Genomic DNA, 14738 nt, shown 5'->3' with positions numbered 1-14738 from the left:
CCATGCCCCTGCACCCGGAGATCGCCACGTTCCTCGCCGGCCTGCCGACCCCGCCCGAGGGCCCGCTCGACCCGGTCGCGATGCGCGCCGCGGACGAGGCGCACGTCGCCCCCGTGGACGAGCGCCTGCCGCTGAACGCGGTCGAGGACACGACCGCGCACACCGCCTCCGGCGACGTGCCCGTGCGCGTCTACACCCCGGACGAGGCCGGCACCCACGGCGTGATCGTCTACTTCCACGGCGGCGCCTTCTTCCTCGGCAGCCTGGAGACGCACGACCACGTCGCGCGTGCGCTGGCGAAGGAGACCGGGCTCAAGGTCGTCTCCGTCGGCTACCGGCTGGCCCCCGAGGCCGCCTTCCCGGCCGGTCTCGACGACTGCTACGCCGTCACGCGCTGGGTCGCCGAGAAGGGCGAGGGCCTGGGCTGGGACGGCACGACCCTGGCCGTCGCCGGTGACAGCTCCGGCGGCACCTTCGCCGCCGCGGTCGCCGCCCGGGCGCACGACGACGGCTTCGACCGGATCACCCACCAGATCCTCTACTACCCCTCGCTCGACCTGGACTTCGACGTCGACCGCTACGCCTCGCTGCGGGAGAACGCGGTGGGCTACGGCCTGGAGACGGCGGGGCTGAAGCCGTTCAACGCCTTCTACCTGGACAGCGGTGCCGACCCGGCCGACCCGCTCGTCTCCCCGATCAAGCGGCAAGACCTCACCGGACTGCCGCCGGCGCTCGTCGTCACCGCGCAGTACGACCCGATGCGCGACGAGGGCGAGCTGTACGGGCGGCGGCTGCGCGAGGCCGGAGTCGCGGCGACGGTGAGCCGCTACGACGGCGCGGGCCACGGATTCGTCCAGCACTTCTCCTGGCTCCCGGAGTACCACCGGGTCTTCGCCGAGACGCGCGACTTCCTCGACCGGGCGGGCCGGGGGAAGCAGTCATGACGACGCACGAAGCCGACGTCCACCCCCTCTTCTCGCCCTGGGGCCGGTTCGGTCTCTACAGCTTCTTCATCGACGCCCCCGAGCCGGCGATCGTCGACACCGGCATCGCCACCTCCCCGCGGGAGGGGATGGTGCCCGCGCTGGAGGCGATCGGGCGCCGCGTCGAGGACGTGCGCTGGATCCTGCTGACCCACGGTCACATCGACCACGTCGGCGGGGCGCACGCCCTGTGGGAGCTGACCGGCCGCCGCGCACAGGTGGTGATCCACGAGGCCGACGCGCCGATGCTCCGCTCCCGCCGGGCCCACGTGCGGGAGTACCTCGACGGCCGGGGCCGGTACCTGGGCGATCCCGAGGGTGAGGCCAAGGTGGCCGGCGCCGCGGACGCCGTCATCTCCGGCGAGATGGAACCCACCCTGCTCGTCCGGGGCGGCGAGACCCTGTCCCTCGGCGGCGGGGTCACCGTCTCGGTGCACTCCATCCCGGGCCACACACCCGGATCGGTCGCCTACGTCGTGGACGGGCAGCGCTCGGTGTTCGTCGGCGACTCCGTCCAGGTCCACGGGGCCGCCAACCACTTCCCCGGTTACACGGACCCGGTCGCCTACCGCTCCAGCCTGGAGTACCTGCGCGACGAGATCCGCCCGCGCCACCTCTACCTGGGGCACCCCTACCGCCGCGCCGACGGCACGCCGTACGGCGTGGAACTGGACGAGGCGCAGGCCGAGGAGGCCATCACCGAGAGTCTGGACATCGAGGCGCGCGTCGCCTCGGCCGCCCGCGGATGCCTGGAGGCGGGACCGCGCGAGACCGACTCGCCGTACTCCCCGTTCGCCCGCGTGGCCGAGGAACTCGGCTACAGCGGCGATCCCGCGCTGGAGCCGTCGCCGTTCTTCACCTCCATGGCCGGCTACCGCACGCACTTCGCCCAGCACGGGCAGACACAGCAGCACAGGAGCGACCCCTCATGACCGACCCCCGGACCATCCGTGCGGGCCAGCAGTCCATCGCCGTCCGCAAGGACCTGCGCGTGCCGATGCGCGACGGCGTCACCCTGGCCGCCGACACCTACAGCGCGGTCGCCGACGAGCCGCGCCCCGCGCTGGTGGCGCTCAGCCCGTACGGCAAGGAACTGCAGGCACTCGCCCTCACCACCCCGCCGCAGCGCCGGCCCAGCCCCATGTGGGACGGGTGCATCGAGGCGGGCGACATCGCCCGAGTCGTGCAGGAGGGCTACGTCCACGTCATCGGCGACCTGCGCGGCTCCGGCGCCTCCGGGGGCGAGCACATCGGCAACTACAACGCCGGCGGTGTCCCGCTCGGCCAGGACGCGTACGACTTCATCGAGTGGGTCGCCGCGCAGCCGTGGTGCGACGGCAACGTCGGCATGATCGGCATCTCCTACTTCGGCTCGATGCAGGTGCTGGCGGCGGCCGAACGCCCGCCGAGCCTCAAGGCGATCTTCGTCAGCGGCGGCCACTACGACTTCTACGAGACCACCTATCACGGCGGCGTCATGTGGTTCATGCCGCGCGCCGCCCGCGAGGGCCGCGGCGGCGACTCCGGCTGGGCCTTCACCGACGGCGTCAAGTCCCGCATGCTGGAGACCTTCTCGCCCGCGGAGATCAAGGAGAAGGTCGCCGAACGGCTCCGGGACCCGGACGTGGCCGCCTGGCCCAACCTGGTCCATGTGCTCAACTACCCGAAGAACCACGAGGCCTGGTTCGACATCGTGATGAACGAGGTCGACGGCGACTGGTACGAGGAACGCAACCCGGTCACGCTCGCGCCGAACATCGACATCCCGGTCTGGCTCCAGATCGACCAGGGCCGCGGCTGGACCATGGACGGCACCATCGAGCTGTACCAGGCGCTGAAGGGACCGAAGAAGCTGGACATCGGCCCCTACCCGCCGATGCAGTCGCGCCCCTTCGTCGAGGAGCACGACAAGATGTTCCGCTGGTACGAGTACTGGCTCAAGGGCGTCGACAACGGGATCATGGACGAGCCCGCCGTCACCGTCCACGTCGAGGGCTCGCGCGAGTACGCCACCGGCGCCCAGTGGCCGCCGAAGGAGGTCGAGCACCGCTCCCTCTACCTCCGTCCGCGCCGGGCGCTCTCCTTCGAGCCGGAGCTGATGGGGGCGGAGCACGCCGCCCCCGACGGCTTCTACCAGGCGCCGCTGACGGTGACCGACAAGGTGGAGATCCTCAGCTGGAGCACCGCCCCGTTCACCGAGCCCACCGAGATGATCGGCCAGGGCGCGGCCCACCTCTTCGCCGAGATCGACCAGAGCGACACCAACTTCATCCTGCGCCTGTGGGACGAGGCGCCGGGCGGGAAGCGACAGCTCGTCACGACCGCCTACCTCAAGGCCTCGCACCGCGAGCTGGACGAGGAGCGCACCACCGAGGGCGACCCGCACCACCCGCACACCCGGGCGGTGCCCGTCGAGCCCGGGCGGATCGAGGAGTACGTGCTGCGCGTCTACCCGTTCGCCGCGACCTTCCTGCCGGGGCACCGGCTGGTCGCGGAACTCTCCAACGACGAGCCGCTCGCCGACGAGCACAACGCGCTGCTGCCGCCGGACGCCTTCCACCTGCCGGTGGGCCGGCCCGTCACCCACAAGATCTACCGCGACGCGGCGCACCCCTCCCGGCTCGTGCTGCCGTTCACGACCGGCCCGGCCACCGCGTAGCGCCGGACCCCGTCCGCACCCCGCCGCTCCGCACCGGGCCACACGCAGTCCAGGACCGAGGCGGACGGCGGGAAGAGCGCGGCCGGGACCGCCTCGCGGGCGAACCACTCCCAGCGCTCGATCTTGTCCGGCTCGGTGACCCGGGGCGTACCGGCCGCCCGCTCGGTGACCGCCGCGGCGGTCACCCGGGTCAGGCCGGCCACGCCGTCGACGAGCACGGCCAGCACCCGCACGTCCGCCGGGGCGGCCACGAGCCCGGTCTCCTCCGCCAACTCCCGGACGGCGGCCGTCTCGAAGTCCTCGCCCGCGTCGACCTTGCCGCCGGGCATCTCCCAGCGTCCGTCGTGACCGAGTCCGAGCAGGACCCGGCCGGCGGGATCGAGGACGGCGAGGCCGACGCCGGTGAGGCTCTGGGCGGCGGGGCGGATGCGTTCGGGGCGCTCGGCGCGCGGTGCGGAGGAGGTCACCGGCTCATTCCACACGATGCCGGGCGCCGGCTGCCACCGGGGGCACCTGGGCGGCGAGGTCGTGGAACGCGCGGCGCAGCGCGACGATCCCGTCACCGGTCCGCGTCGGGTGCACCCGGTTGGTGAGCAGCACGGCGTAGCGCCGCGTGGCCGGGTCGACCCACAGGCTGGTGCCGGTGAAGCCCGTGTGACCGTACGAGTCCGGGCCGAACTCCTCACCCGCGGGGGAGCCGACCGGATCGCGGCCCTGCCAGGCCAGGGCGCGCCGCAGCGCCAGGTGGTCCGTGTGGGCGGCCGTCATCAGCGCCAGGGTGTCGGGGCGCAGCAGGCCCCGGCCGCCGGCGGCGAGGGCGGCGCCGAGCCGTTCCATGTCCGCGAGCGTGGCGAACAGCCCGGCGTGGCCGCCGACCCCGCCGAGCACCACCGCGTTCTCGTCGTGGACCTCGCCCACGACCGTGCGGCCGCGCCAGGGGCAGTCCTCGGTGGCGACCGCGCGCGCCCGGCGGTCGGCGTCCGGGCGAAAGACGGTGTCCCGCAGGCCCAGCGGCGCGCACACCAGCCGCTCCACCAGTGTGTCCAGCGGTTCCCCTGCCGCCGCCTCGGCGATCAGCCCGAGGACGATGAACCCCTGCGAGGAGTACTGGACGCGGGTGCCCGGCTGCGCGGTCAGCGGCAGCAGCCGCACCGCCTCCAGCAGCGCGGCACGCGTGGGGTGGTCCCGGTACAGCGGCACCTGACCGGGTATCCCCGAGGTGTGCGTGAGGAGTTGACGTACGGTCAGCTCCGCCTTGTCGCCGCCCCGGTAGTGGGGAAGGTACCCGCCCACGGTGTCGTCGAGGCCGAGTGCGCCGCGCTCGACGAGGGCCATGACCGCGAGCCCGGCGATCGGTTTGGTCACCGAGGCGAGGTCCCACACGTCGTCGCCGTCCAGCACCGGGCCGTCCCAGCTGCGGGTGCCGGTCCAGCCCCGCTCAAGGGGCCCCTCCGGGCCCCCGACGGACCAGGCGGCACCGGAGCAGACCCGCTTCTGCCGCCCCTCGGCGAGCAGTTCGGCCAGCGCGCTCACGCCTGCTCAGCTCCCCGGTCGGCGTCCACCACGCCGAGGACGGGGGCGGGCGCGCCGAGCCCGGCGGACACCGTACGCGCGGCGGCCCGCACCATCGGCCCGAACACCTCCACACTGCCGGGGTCGAGGGTGAAGGTCAGTCCGGCGATGCCGATCGCACCCACCGCCCGGCCCTCCGCGTCCAGCACGGCAGCCGCCACCGACCTGACGTCCGGCTCGTCGTACTCGTCGTCCACGGCGTAGCCGCACAGCGCCGCCCGCGCGAGCACCGCGCGCAGCGCCGCCGGGTCGGTGGGCGTGTTCGGCGTGCGCGCCTGGAGGTCCGGTGCGTCCAGGACCGCCGCGGCCTCCTCGGCGGGCAGCGCGGAGAGCATGGCGAGCCCCACGCCGCAGGTGTGCAGCGGCGACCGGTGGCCGGGCCGGGTACCCATCCGGTACTCGCGGGCCGGTTCCGACTGCTCCAGGTACACGGCGTCGGACGCGTGGCGCACCGCGTAGAACGCGACGTGGCCGGTGCGCCGGCGCAGGTCGGCGAGGGCGGGCCTGGTCAGTTCCAGAACGCGGCTGTCGCTCAGGGCCGCCGCCGCCAGGCCCAGCAGCCGGGGCCCGGGACGATAGCTGCCGCCCTCGGCGGGTTCGGCGAAGCCGTACTCCGCCATGGTCCGCAGATGCCGGTGGACGGTGGGCTTGGTCAGCCCCGTACGGCGCGCGATCTCCCCCAGCCGGTGGGGGCCACCGGGCTGGACGAGCGCATCGAGCACCTCCATCGCCTTGTCGACGGGGCCCTTCACGAGTTCCTGGTCGACCGACCGGGTGTTGACCGCTTTCACCATGTCGCTTAGCTTAACCCAACCGCATTCCATCTGACGGAACGGAGGTGTTGTTCAATGGAACGAATTCTTCAGGGGCGCACGGTGGACCGCAGCCGTCCCAGCCGTCGCCACGTCCTGCGGACCGGCGGTCTGCTGCTCGGAGCCCTCGGCGCTCCCGCGCTCCTGAGCGCGTGCGGCACGACGGCCGCCGCGGACCGGGCCGGGAACGTCCTGCGGGTCTCCCAGCCGGGCGACCCGAAGACCCTGGACCCGCAGAAGCAGGGCGACATGGTGTCGATGAACGTCCTGATCAACATGTTCGACACCCTCACCACCCGCGGCCGGGACAACCGGCTGCACCCGAGGCTCGCCCTGACCTGGAAGGCCACCGACGCCCACACCTGGCGCTTCACCCTCCGCCCCGGGGTGACCTTCCACAACGGCGAGGTGTGCGACGCGCGGGCCGTGGCCTTCAGCATCGAGCGCCTGCTCGACCCCGCCACCAAGTCACCGATCGTCGAGCTGCGCTTCGTCAAGGGCGTCACCGTCGTCGACCGGCTCACCGTCGACATCCACACCACCGTGCACGACCCCATCCTGCCCGCCAAACTCTCCCTGTTCGGCGGCGTCGTGGTACCACCCCGCCACCTCGCCGACGTGGGCGACGCGGCCTTCGCCGACCACCCCGTCGGCACCGGCCCCTTCACCTTCGAGAGCTGGCAGCGCGACCACGAACTGCGGATGCGCGCCTACGCGGACCACTGGAACGGACGCCCCGCCGTCGACGGACTCGTCTTCAGCCCCGCCCCCAACGCCTCGTCCTCGCTGGCCGCCCTGCAGAGCGGCGGCGTCGACCTCGTCGCCGGACTCACCCCGGACGCCGCCCAGCAACTCGAGGGCTACGGCGGCGTCACCATCGACGGCCACACCGGCATCCGCACCGCCTACCTGTCCCTGAACACCCTGGAACGCGGCCCGCTCCAGGACCGCCGGGTACGCCAGGCACTCAACCACGCGATCGACGTGCCGCTGCTGATCAAGGCCGTGCTCGGCGGCAAGGCCACCGAGACGCCCGCACTCGTCCCGCGCGGCTCCTTCGGCTTCGACCCCACCGTCAAGCCCTTCACCCGCTCCGTCGACACCGCCCGGCGGCTGCTCGCCGAAGCCGGCCACCCGCACGGCTTCGCCACCACGCTCACCGCGTCCAACATCGACGCCAACGTCGCCGAGGCCCTGTCCGGGCTCCTCGCCAGGGCCGGGGTGGACGCCCGCGTCAACCTCCTCGACCCCGGCACCTACTCCGCCCGCCTCACCTCCGACAACCGCGGCGCGCTCGGCCCGGTCTACCTCGCGGCCAGCACCGTCTGGACGATGGACGGCGCCAGCATCGTCCAGTCCAACGTGCGCAGCGACCGCCGCCAGAGCCGCTGGCACTCCGCCGAGGCCGACCGCCTCATCGACGCCGAGGAACTCTCCGAGGACCCCGCGCGGCGCGAAGCGGCCTTCTCCGACCTGCAACGGCTGATGCGCCGGGAAGCACCCTTCGTCTTCCTCTACCAGATCGACAACATCTACGCCCGCAACGACCGGCCCCGCTGGACGCCCGGAGCCGCGGGGGTCCTCGCCATGGAGAGCGCGGAGGTGTCCCGATGAGCGCCCTCACCCTCGACCAGCCGCCCGCCCCGGCAAAGTCCACGACCCGCCGCCCGGACCGGGCGGGGCTGCTGCGCGAGGTGGCCAAGCGCCTGGTCACCGCCCTGTTCGTGCTGCTGTGCACGGCGACCGTCGCCTTCTTCCTCGTCCGCCTGTCCGGCGACCCCGTCAAGATCCTGCTGCCGCCGGACGCCACGGCCGAACAGGAGCAGGTGCTGCGCCACTCCCTGGGCCTGGACCAGTCCCTGTTCGCCCAGTACCTGGACTACCTCCGGGGACTGCTCCACCTCGACTTCGGCGACTCCCTCGTCTACGGCCAGCCCGTGGGCGAGATCCTCGCCGACCGGCTGCCGGCCACGATCGAACTGGCCGCCGCCGCCCTCGCGGTGACCCTCGTCATCGCGGTCCCGGCCGGCATCCTCGCCGCCATGCGCCGCGGCCGGGGCACCGACAACACCGTGATGACCGGCGTGCTCCTCGGCCAGTCCACCCCGCCGTTCTGGGTCGGCATCCTGCTCATCCTGGTCTTCGCCGTCTGGTTGCGCGCCCTGCCCGCCTCCGGCTACGGCACCCTCGCCAACCTGGTGCTGCCCGCCGTCACCCTCGCCGTGTACTCCGTCGCCGTCGTCGCCCGCCTGCTGCGCTCCTCGCTGATCGACGTCCTGTCCTGCGACCACATCCGCAGCGCCCGCGCCAAGGGATTCGGGCCGCTGCAGGTGGTGCTCAGGCACGGACTGCGCAACGCCTCGCTGCCGGTGGTGACCGTCGTCGGCCTGGAGGTCGGCAACCTGCTCGGCGGGGCGATCCTCACCGAACGGGTCTTCTCCTGGCCCGGGGTGGGCCAGCTGACCGTCGAGGCGATCTCCAACCGCGACTTCCCGCTCGTCCAGGCCACCGTCCTGTTCTTCGCCGCCACCTTCGTCGTGGTGAACCTGCTCGTCGACCTCTCCTACAGCTTCCTCGACCCGAGGGTGAGGACGTCACGATGACCGTCATGTCCCCGGCCGCGACCGACGCGAGCCCGCAGCCCAAACCGTCCCGCGGCTCCGGACCCGTCGTCCTGCGCGGCCTGCTGCGCAACAAGCTCGCCGCGGTGGCCCTGGCCGTGCTCGTACTGCTGCTGGTCGCCGCGGTGTTCGCGCCCCTGCTCGCCCCCTACGACCCCAACACCCAGAACCTGCTGCTGCGACTGCGGCCGCCCGCCTGGCAGGACGGCGGCAGCGGCGCCCACCTCCTCGGCACCGACCAGCTCGGCCGCGACATGCTCTCGCGCGTCGTCTACGGCACCCGGGTCTCCCTGCTCGTCGGAGCGGGCGCGGCGCTGCTCGCCGGGGTCATCGGCACCGTGGTGGGCCTCGCCTCCGGGTACTTCGGCGGCTGGGCCGACCGCACCCTCATGCGGCTCGCCGACGTCCAACTCGCCTTCCCCTCGCTGCTGCTGGCCCTCGCCGTCGTCGGCTTCCTCGGCTCCGGCCTGTGGGTGGTGATCGTGGTGCTCGGCTTCACCGGCTGGGTCTCCTACGCCCGCGTCGTGCGCTCCGAGGTGATGTCGCTGCGCACCCGCGACTTCGTCACCGAGGCCCGCGCGATCGGCGTCAGGGACGTCACCATCATGCGCCGCCACCTGCTGCCCAACGTGATGGCGCCGCTGGCCACCATCGGCACCCTGCACGTGGCCGCCGCCATCGTCGCCGAGGCCTCCCTCAGCTACCTCGGCCTGGGCGTCCCCAAGGGGACGGTCACCTGGGGCGGCATGCTCTCCGACGGCCAGCTCTACCTGGGCACCTCCTGGTGGGTCGCCGTCTTCCCCGGCATCGCGCTGATGCTGACCTCCCTCGCCATCAACATCACCGGCGACGCCCTGCGGGACGTCGCGGACCCGAAGGCCTACCGCCGATGAGCAACGACCGACCGACCACCGGACCCGACCGACCGACGGCCGACACGCCGCGGCGTCCCGCGGCGCAGCCGCCGCTCCTGGAGATCGACGGCCTCAGCGTCGACTTCCGCCTGGAAGGCTCCGTCGTCCACGCCGTCCAGGACGTCTCCCTGCACGTCCGGGCCGGCGAGACCCTCGCCGTGGTGGGGGAGTCCGGCAGCGGCAAGAGCGCCACCGCGCTGTCCGTGCTGCGCCTCAACCCGAGCCCGCCGTGCGTCTACGCGGGCGGCGAGATCCGCTTCGGCGGACGCGACCTGCTGAAACTCTCCGAGAAGGAACTCGGCCGGGTCCGGGGCCGCGACATCGCCATGGTCTTCCAGGACCCGATGACCTGCCTCGACCCGCTCCAGCGCGTCGGCGCCCAGGTGGCCGAGGTGCTCAGGCACCACACCGGCATCTCCCGTGCCGAGGCCAAGGAGGCCGCGCTGGCGGCCCTGGACGAGGTCGGCATCCCCGACCCGGCCCTGCGCTACCGCCAGTACCCGCACGAACTCTCCGGCGGCCTGCGCCAGCGCGTGATGATCGCCACCGCGCTGGTGGCCCGGCCCCGCGTCCTGATCGCCGACGAACCGACCACCGCGCTGGACGTCACCGTGCAGCGCCAGATCCTCGACCTCCTGGTCACCCTGCAGCACAAGCACGGCATGGCCGTCGTACTGATCACCCACGACCTCGCGGTCGTCGCGGAGACCGCCGACCGGGTCGTGGTCATGCACCAGGGCCGGGTCGTCGAGACCGGCGACGTCCTCGACGTGTTCGACCGCCCGGCCGACCCCTACACCCGCAGGCTGCTGGCGGCCACCCCCCGACTGGAGGCGGCATGAGCACCGACACCACCGACGCCACCGACACGGCGGATGCCGCCGCAGGCGCCCCCGCGGCCGGCCGGCCCCTCCTCGAACTGAACGGTCTGCGCAAGGAGTTCGGCGGCAGGCGCCCGACCGTCGCCGTCGACGACGTGTCGCTCGACGTCCACGAGGGCGAGACCCTGGCCCTGGTCGGCGAGTCCGGCTGCGGCAAGACCACCCTCACCCGGCTGCTCCTCGGACTCCTCGAACCCACCGCCGGCAGCGTGCGCTTCGACGGACAGGACCTCGCCGCCCTCACCGCCTCCGAACTGCGCGGCGTACGGCGCCGGATGCAGGTCGTCCTCCAGGACCCCTACTCCAGCATGAACCCCCGCATGCGCATCACCGACATCGTCGCCGAACCCCTGGTCACCCACGACCCCGAGGCACGCGGACGGCGCGCACGCGCCCGCAACCGGGAACGCGTCGGGGAACTCCTGGCAGCCGTCGGCCTGGACGCCGGCATCCAGGACCGCTACCCGCACGAGTTCTCCGGCGGCCAGCGCCAGCGCGTCTCCATCGCCCGGGCCCTGGCCCTCCACCCCCGGCTGCTGGTGCTGGACGAGCCGACCAGCGCCCTGGACGTCTCCGTGCAGGCGACCGTCCTGGACCTCCTGGCCGACCTGCAACAGCGGCTGGGCCTCACCTACGTCTTCGTCTCGCACAGCCTCGCCGTGGTGGCGCAGGTGGCCGACCGGGTCGCCGTGATGAGCCGCGGCAGCCTGGTCGAGGTCGGTGACGCGACGGCGGTCCTGCGCACCCCGCGGCACCCCTACACACGGCAACTGCTCGACGCCGTACCGGTCCTCGACCCGCGCCGGGGCCGCCGGGCCGCGGCACGCGCGTCCGCCCCGACGGCCGGACCGGCGGACGAAGCGGCGGACGGGGCGAGCCGATGAAGCACCCCGCGCTAGAGGTGCGACAGCACCAGGCCCGCCCCGCCGAGCAGCGCCACGTCGTCGACCGCGGCGGTGCCGACCAGCACCCGCGGCTGCTCGGCCCCCGCGAAGGCGACCGCGTCCCGCAGCCGCTCCTCCACCACGGTGCGGAAGCGCTCACCGCCCTCCCGCGCCTCGCCGTGCAGGATGAACAGGCCCGGCGCGAAGAGCTGCTGCACGTTCACCAGCCCCAGGGCCAGATTGTGCGCGTACTCCTCCACCACCCGCCCGGCGAGCGGGTCCCCACTGCGCACCAGCTCGGCCAGCGACCTCGCCTCCCCGAGCCCCGCGGCGCGTGCCCTGGCCCGCAGCCAGCCGGTCGTGGCCAGGGTCTTCCAGCAGCCCCGGCTCCCGCACGTGCAGCGCTCGCCGCTCGCCGACACGGTCATGTGCGCGCCGCTGCGCCCGCCGGGCGGAGCCATCACCTCACCGTCGTAGAGGACGCCCACCCCGAGTACCTCGCCGGTCGAGACCGAGGCGAAGGTGCGCCGTCCGCGGCCCGCGCCGAACCAGCGGTCGCCGAGCACCTGGAGCCGCGCCCGGTGCTCCAGGTGCACCCCGGCCCCGGTGAGGGCGCCGAGCCGTTCCGTCACCGGATAGCCGTGCAGCGCCGGCACGTCGTTGACCTCGAGGATCAGTCCGGTCAGGGGGTCCACGAGGCCCGCGGCGGCCACCCCGATCCCCTGGACCTCCCGGCCGGCGAACACACCGGCCACCCGGGCCAGTGCCCCGTCGATGTCCGCGGGCGTCGCGGTGGCCGCGTCGTACGAGGACTCGGTGCGGTCGAGGACCTGCCCGGCCATGGACAGCACGGCCGCCCCGACCCGGCCGGGCACCAGCTCGACGGCCCCCAGCCGCCGCGGTGCCGCGGGAGCGAACGGTTGCTCCGCGGCATCCGGGACCAGTCGCAACGGAGAACTTTTGTGGACCATGCGCCGACTCTGCCACGGCCCCGTTTCGGAGAGGTAGCACCGTGAGCCAATCGAGACTGACCGAACTCACCTGGCGCGAGGTCCGCCGGGCCGGCGAGCGGGGCATCGCCCTGCTGCCCGTCGGCTCGCAGGAGCAGCACGCCGGGCATCTGCCGATGGGGACCGACACGCTCCTGGTGGAGGAGGTCGTGGACCGGGCGCTGGCCCTCCTCGACCGGGAGCCCGCCCCACCCGAGGTCGTGCGGCTGCCCGCGCTGCCCTTCGGGCACAGCCCGCACCACCTGTTCGCGGCGGCCGTCTCGCTCTCCGCCGCCACCCTGGGCGCCGTACTGGACGACGTCCTCGACTCGCTCGTGACCAGCGGGTACCGCCGGGTCATGGTCGTCAACGGCCACGGCGGCAACGACGAGATCATGCGGCTCGCCGTGAAGCGGTTCGCGCTGCGTGCCCGGGTCACGGTCGCCGCCTGCTCGTACTGGACCCTCACCGCCGACGAGGACGGGGACGAGGCCGGACGGCCGGACGTCACCCCCGGGCACGCGGGCTGGTTCGAGACCTCCCTGATGCTGGCGGCGCACCCCGAGCTGGTGCACACCCCCGTGCCCGCCCGCGCCCCCGTCCAGCCGCCGCCGCTGTTCGACCATCCGCCCCACCCCGGACTGACCGTCGAACGCCACGGCGAGTGGGAGCGGGTCGACGGCGCCACCGACGACGCCTCCGGCGCCGACGCCGACCGGGGCGGCCGGCTCCTGGACGGCCGGGCGCGAGGACTGGCCCGGGCGATCCGGGCCTTCGACGCGGCGAGCCGGTGACCCCCATGATGCGAGGAGCAGCAATGAAGATCACCGACGTCGACGTGTGGGTCGTCAACCTCCCACTCGTCAACCCCTTCACCAGTTCCTTCGAGACCAAGACCGGCGAGACCCGCACCGTCGTCCGGGTGCGCACCGACGCCGGCGTGGAAGGCTGGGGCGAGACGATGTGGGGCGCGCCGGTCGCCGCGATCGTCCGCCGGATGGTGCCGGACCTGATCGGAACCAGCCCGTTCGCCCTGGAGGGCTTCCACCGCAAGCAGCACATGGTGCCCTTCTTCTACGGCTACCTCGGCTACGCGGCCATCGCCGCCGTCGACGTCGCCTGCTGGGACGCGATGGGCAAGGCCACCGGCCAGTCCGTCACCGACCTGCTGGGCGGCGCCGTCCGCGACGAGGTCCCGATCACCGCGCTGATCACCCGCGCCGACGCACCGGGAGCGACGCCGGCCGACCTGCCGAAGGCCATGGCCGAGCACGCGGTGCGGGTCGTCGAGGAGGGCGGCTTCGACGCCGTCAAGCTCAAGGGCACCAAGGACTGCGCGGGCGACGTCGCCATCCTGCGCGCGGTCCGCGAGGCGCTGCCCGGCGTGGACCTGCGCGTCGACCCCAACGCGGCCTGGTCCGTCCCCGACTCCGTCCGGGCCGGCATCGCCCTGGAGGACCTCGACCTGGAGTACCTGGAGGACCCCTGCGTCGGCATCGAGGGCATGGCCCAGGTGAAGGCGAAGGTACGCATCCCGCTGTGCACCAACATGTGCGTCGTCCGCTTCGAGGACTTCGCCCCCGCCATGCGGCTGAACGCGGTCGACGTCATCCACGGCGACGTCTACAAGTGGGGCGGCATCGCCGCGACCAAGGCGCTCGCCGCGCACTGCGAGACCTTCGGTCTGGGCATGAACCTGCACAGCGGCGGCGAACTCGGCATCGCCACGGCCGCGCACCTGGCCGTCGTGTCGAGCACCCCCGTCCTCTCCCGGGCCATCGACAGCATGTACTACCTGCACGCGGACGACATCATCGAGCCGCTGCACCTGGCGAACGGCCGGCTGCGGGTGCCGTCGGGACCGGGCCTGGGCGTGAGCGTGGACGAGGACAAGCTCCGCCACTACGCGGGCGTCAACGAGCGGGACGGTGACCTGACCGGATGAGCGGACCGACCGGAAAGCAGGCCGTGCACACACCCGGGGCACCCCGGCCCGCGGGCGCCTACTCCCAGGGGGTGGTGGCCGGCGGGTTCCTGTTCACGGCCGGATTCGGCCCGCAGGACCCCGTCACCGGCGCCGTACCGGAGGGTGTCGCGGCGCAGACCGAACAGGTGCTGCGCAATGTGGCGGCGGTCCTCGCCGCGCGCGGCCTGACCCTGCGGGACGTCGTGAAGGTCACGGCGCACCTGCGACACCTCGAGCGGGACTTCGCCGCGTACGACGCGGCCTACCGGGCCTTCTTCGAACAACCCTGCCCGGTGCGCACCACGGTCGGGTCGGACCTGATGGACATCCTCGTCGAGATCGACGTGGTGGCCCTCCTGCCCGGCCCGGACCTGCCCGGATGAACCGTGCCGGGCCCGTCCGCCCCGCCCGGGCCGGCGGGCCCGGCAGCCGTACGCTGATCAGCACCGATCGAGAC

Annotated in this window: 15 protein-coding genes; 11 read left to right on the top strand and 4 right to left on the bottom strand. The window is 73.3% G+C overall.

Translation table 11 applies throughout. The features are described 5' to 3' along the window. Positions 1-2: 2 nt before the first annotated feature. The 3 genes from K7854_RS16395 to K7854_RS16385 are packed head-to-tail and all read left to right on the top strand — an operon-like array spanning position 3 to position 3642. Positions 3-944 (top strand): alpha/beta hydrolase, encoded by a 942-nt coding sequence (locus K7854_RS16395; protein ID WP_226027247.1) that lies wholly within the window; start codon positions 3-5, stop codon positions 942-944. Next, positions 941-1915 carry an MBL fold metallo-hydrolase gene (locus K7854_RS16390; RefSeq protein WP_226027246.1) on the top strand — a complete coding sequence of 325 codons (975 nt, stop codon included), beginning with the start codon at positions 941-943 and terminating at the stop codon, positions 1913-1915. Before K7854_RS16395 ends, K7854_RS16390 begins: the two co-directional genes overlap by 4 nt. After that, positions 1912-3642: a CocE/NonD family hydrolase gene (locus tag K7854_RS16385; protein ID WP_226027245.1), complete on the top strand. Its 1731-nt coding sequence runs from the start codon at positions 1912-1914 to the stop codon at positions 3640-3642. The genes K7854_RS16390 and K7854_RS16385 overlap by 4 nt, the downstream gene beginning before the upstream one ends. Here K7854_RS16385 and K7854_RS16380 read toward each other — a convergent pair. The 3 genes from K7854_RS16380 to K7854_RS16370 are packed head-to-tail and all read right to left on the bottom strand — an operon-like array spanning position 3576 to position 6008. Continuing rightward, positions 3576-4109 carry a nucleotide triphosphate diphosphatase NUDT15 gene (locus K7854_RS16380; protein ID WP_226027244.1) on the bottom strand — a complete coding sequence of 178 codons (534 nt, stop codon included), beginning with the start codon at positions 4107-4109 and terminating at the stop codon, positions 3576-3578. The two genes, K7854_RS16385 and K7854_RS16380, sit on opposite strands and share 67 nt — an antisense overlap. 4 nt (positions 4110-4113) lie before the next feature. Next, positions 4114-5175, bottom strand: coding sequence for a serine hydrolase domain-containing protein (locus tag K7854_RS16375; RefSeq protein WP_226027243.1), 1062 nt, complete (start codon positions 5173-5175; stop codon positions 4114-4116). Further along, entirely contained in the window at positions 5172-6008 is an 837-nt protein-coding gene (locus K7854_RS16370; protein WP_226027242.1) for an IclR family transcriptional regulator, read from the bottom strand. Before K7854_RS16370 ends, K7854_RS16375 begins: the two co-directional genes overlap by 4 nt. Positions 6009-6062: 54 nt before the next feature. Here K7854_RS16370 and K7854_RS16365 point away from each other — a divergent pair, with 54 nt between their 5' ends. Genes K7854_RS16365 through K7854_RS16345 form a run of 5 tightly spaced genes read left to right on the top strand, consistent with a single transcriptional unit; the run spans position 6063 to position 11326 of the window. Next, a complete protein-coding gene (locus K7854_RS16365; RefSeq protein WP_226027241.1) occupies positions 6063-7640 on the top strand; it encodes an ABC transporter substrate-binding protein in 1578 nt (525 codons plus the stop codon). Beyond that, the gene (locus K7854_RS16360; RefSeq protein ID WP_226027240.1) at positions 7637-8629 is read left to right on the top strand and encodes an ABC transporter permease; all 993 of its coding nucleotides are present in this window, start codon (positions 7637-7639) and stop codon (positions 8627-8629) included. The genes K7854_RS16365 and K7854_RS16360 overlap by 4 nt, the downstream gene beginning before the upstream one ends. Continuing rightward, complete coding sequence (locus K7854_RS16355; RefSeq protein ID WP_226027239.1) at positions 8626-9540, top strand: ABC transporter permease; 915 nt, start codon at positions 8626-8628, stop codon at positions 9538-9540. The genes K7854_RS16360 and K7854_RS16355 overlap by 4 nt, the downstream gene beginning before the upstream one ends. Then, entirely contained in the window at positions 9537-10403 is an 867-nt protein-coding gene (locus K7854_RS16350) for an ATP-binding cassette domain-containing protein (protein WP_226027238.1), read from the top strand. Before K7854_RS16355 ends, K7854_RS16350 begins: the two co-directional genes overlap by 4 nt. Continuing rightward, positions 10400-11326: an ATP-binding cassette domain-containing protein gene (locus K7854_RS16345; RefSeq protein ID WP_226027237.1), complete on the top strand. Its 927-nt coding sequence runs from the start codon at positions 10400-10402 to the stop codon at positions 11324-11326. The genes K7854_RS16350 and K7854_RS16345 overlap by 4 nt, the downstream gene beginning before the upstream one ends. Before the next feature lie 11 nt (positions 11327-11337). On the opposite strand, the gene K7854_RS16340 is transcribed toward K7854_RS16345, so the two are convergent. After that, a complete protein-coding gene (locus K7854_RS16340) occupies positions 11338-12276 on the bottom strand; it encodes an ROK family protein (protein ID WP_226027297.1) in 939 nt (312 codons plus the stop codon). 62 nt (positions 12277-12338) lie between these two features. Here K7854_RS16340 and K7854_RS16335 point away from each other — a divergent pair, with 62 nt between their 5' ends. From K7854_RS16335 to K7854_RS16325, 3 genes are read left to right on the top strand one after another with little or no spacing between them, the layout of a single operon-like run. Next, the gene (locus K7854_RS16335; RefSeq protein ID WP_226027236.1) at positions 12339-13109 is read left to right on the top strand and encodes a creatininase family protein; all 771 of its coding nucleotides are present in this window, start codon (positions 12339-12341) and stop codon (positions 13107-13109) included. Between the two features lie 23 nt (positions 13110-13132). Continuing rightward, complete coding sequence (locus K7854_RS16330; protein ID WP_226027235.1) at positions 13133-14260, top strand: mandelate racemase/muconate lactonizing enzyme family protein; 1128 nt, start codon at positions 13133-13135, stop codon at positions 14258-14260. Then, a complete protein-coding gene (locus K7854_RS16325; RefSeq protein ID WP_226027234.1) occupies positions 14257-14664 on the top strand; it encodes a RidA family protein in 408 nt (135 codons plus the stop codon). Before K7854_RS16330 ends, K7854_RS16325 begins: the two co-directional genes overlap by 4 nt. Positions 14665-14738 lie beyond the last annotated feature (74 nt).

It is taken from the genome of Streptomyces hyderabadensis (assembly GCF_020404845.1).
Taxonomy (GTDB): domain Bacteria; phylum Actinomycetota; class Actinomycetes; order Streptomycetales; family Streptomycetaceae; genus Streptomyces; species Streptomyces hyderabadensis.
The sequence above is the reverse complement of the archived record's forward strand: the minus strand, read 5'-3'. Positions and strand labels throughout refer to the sequence as shown.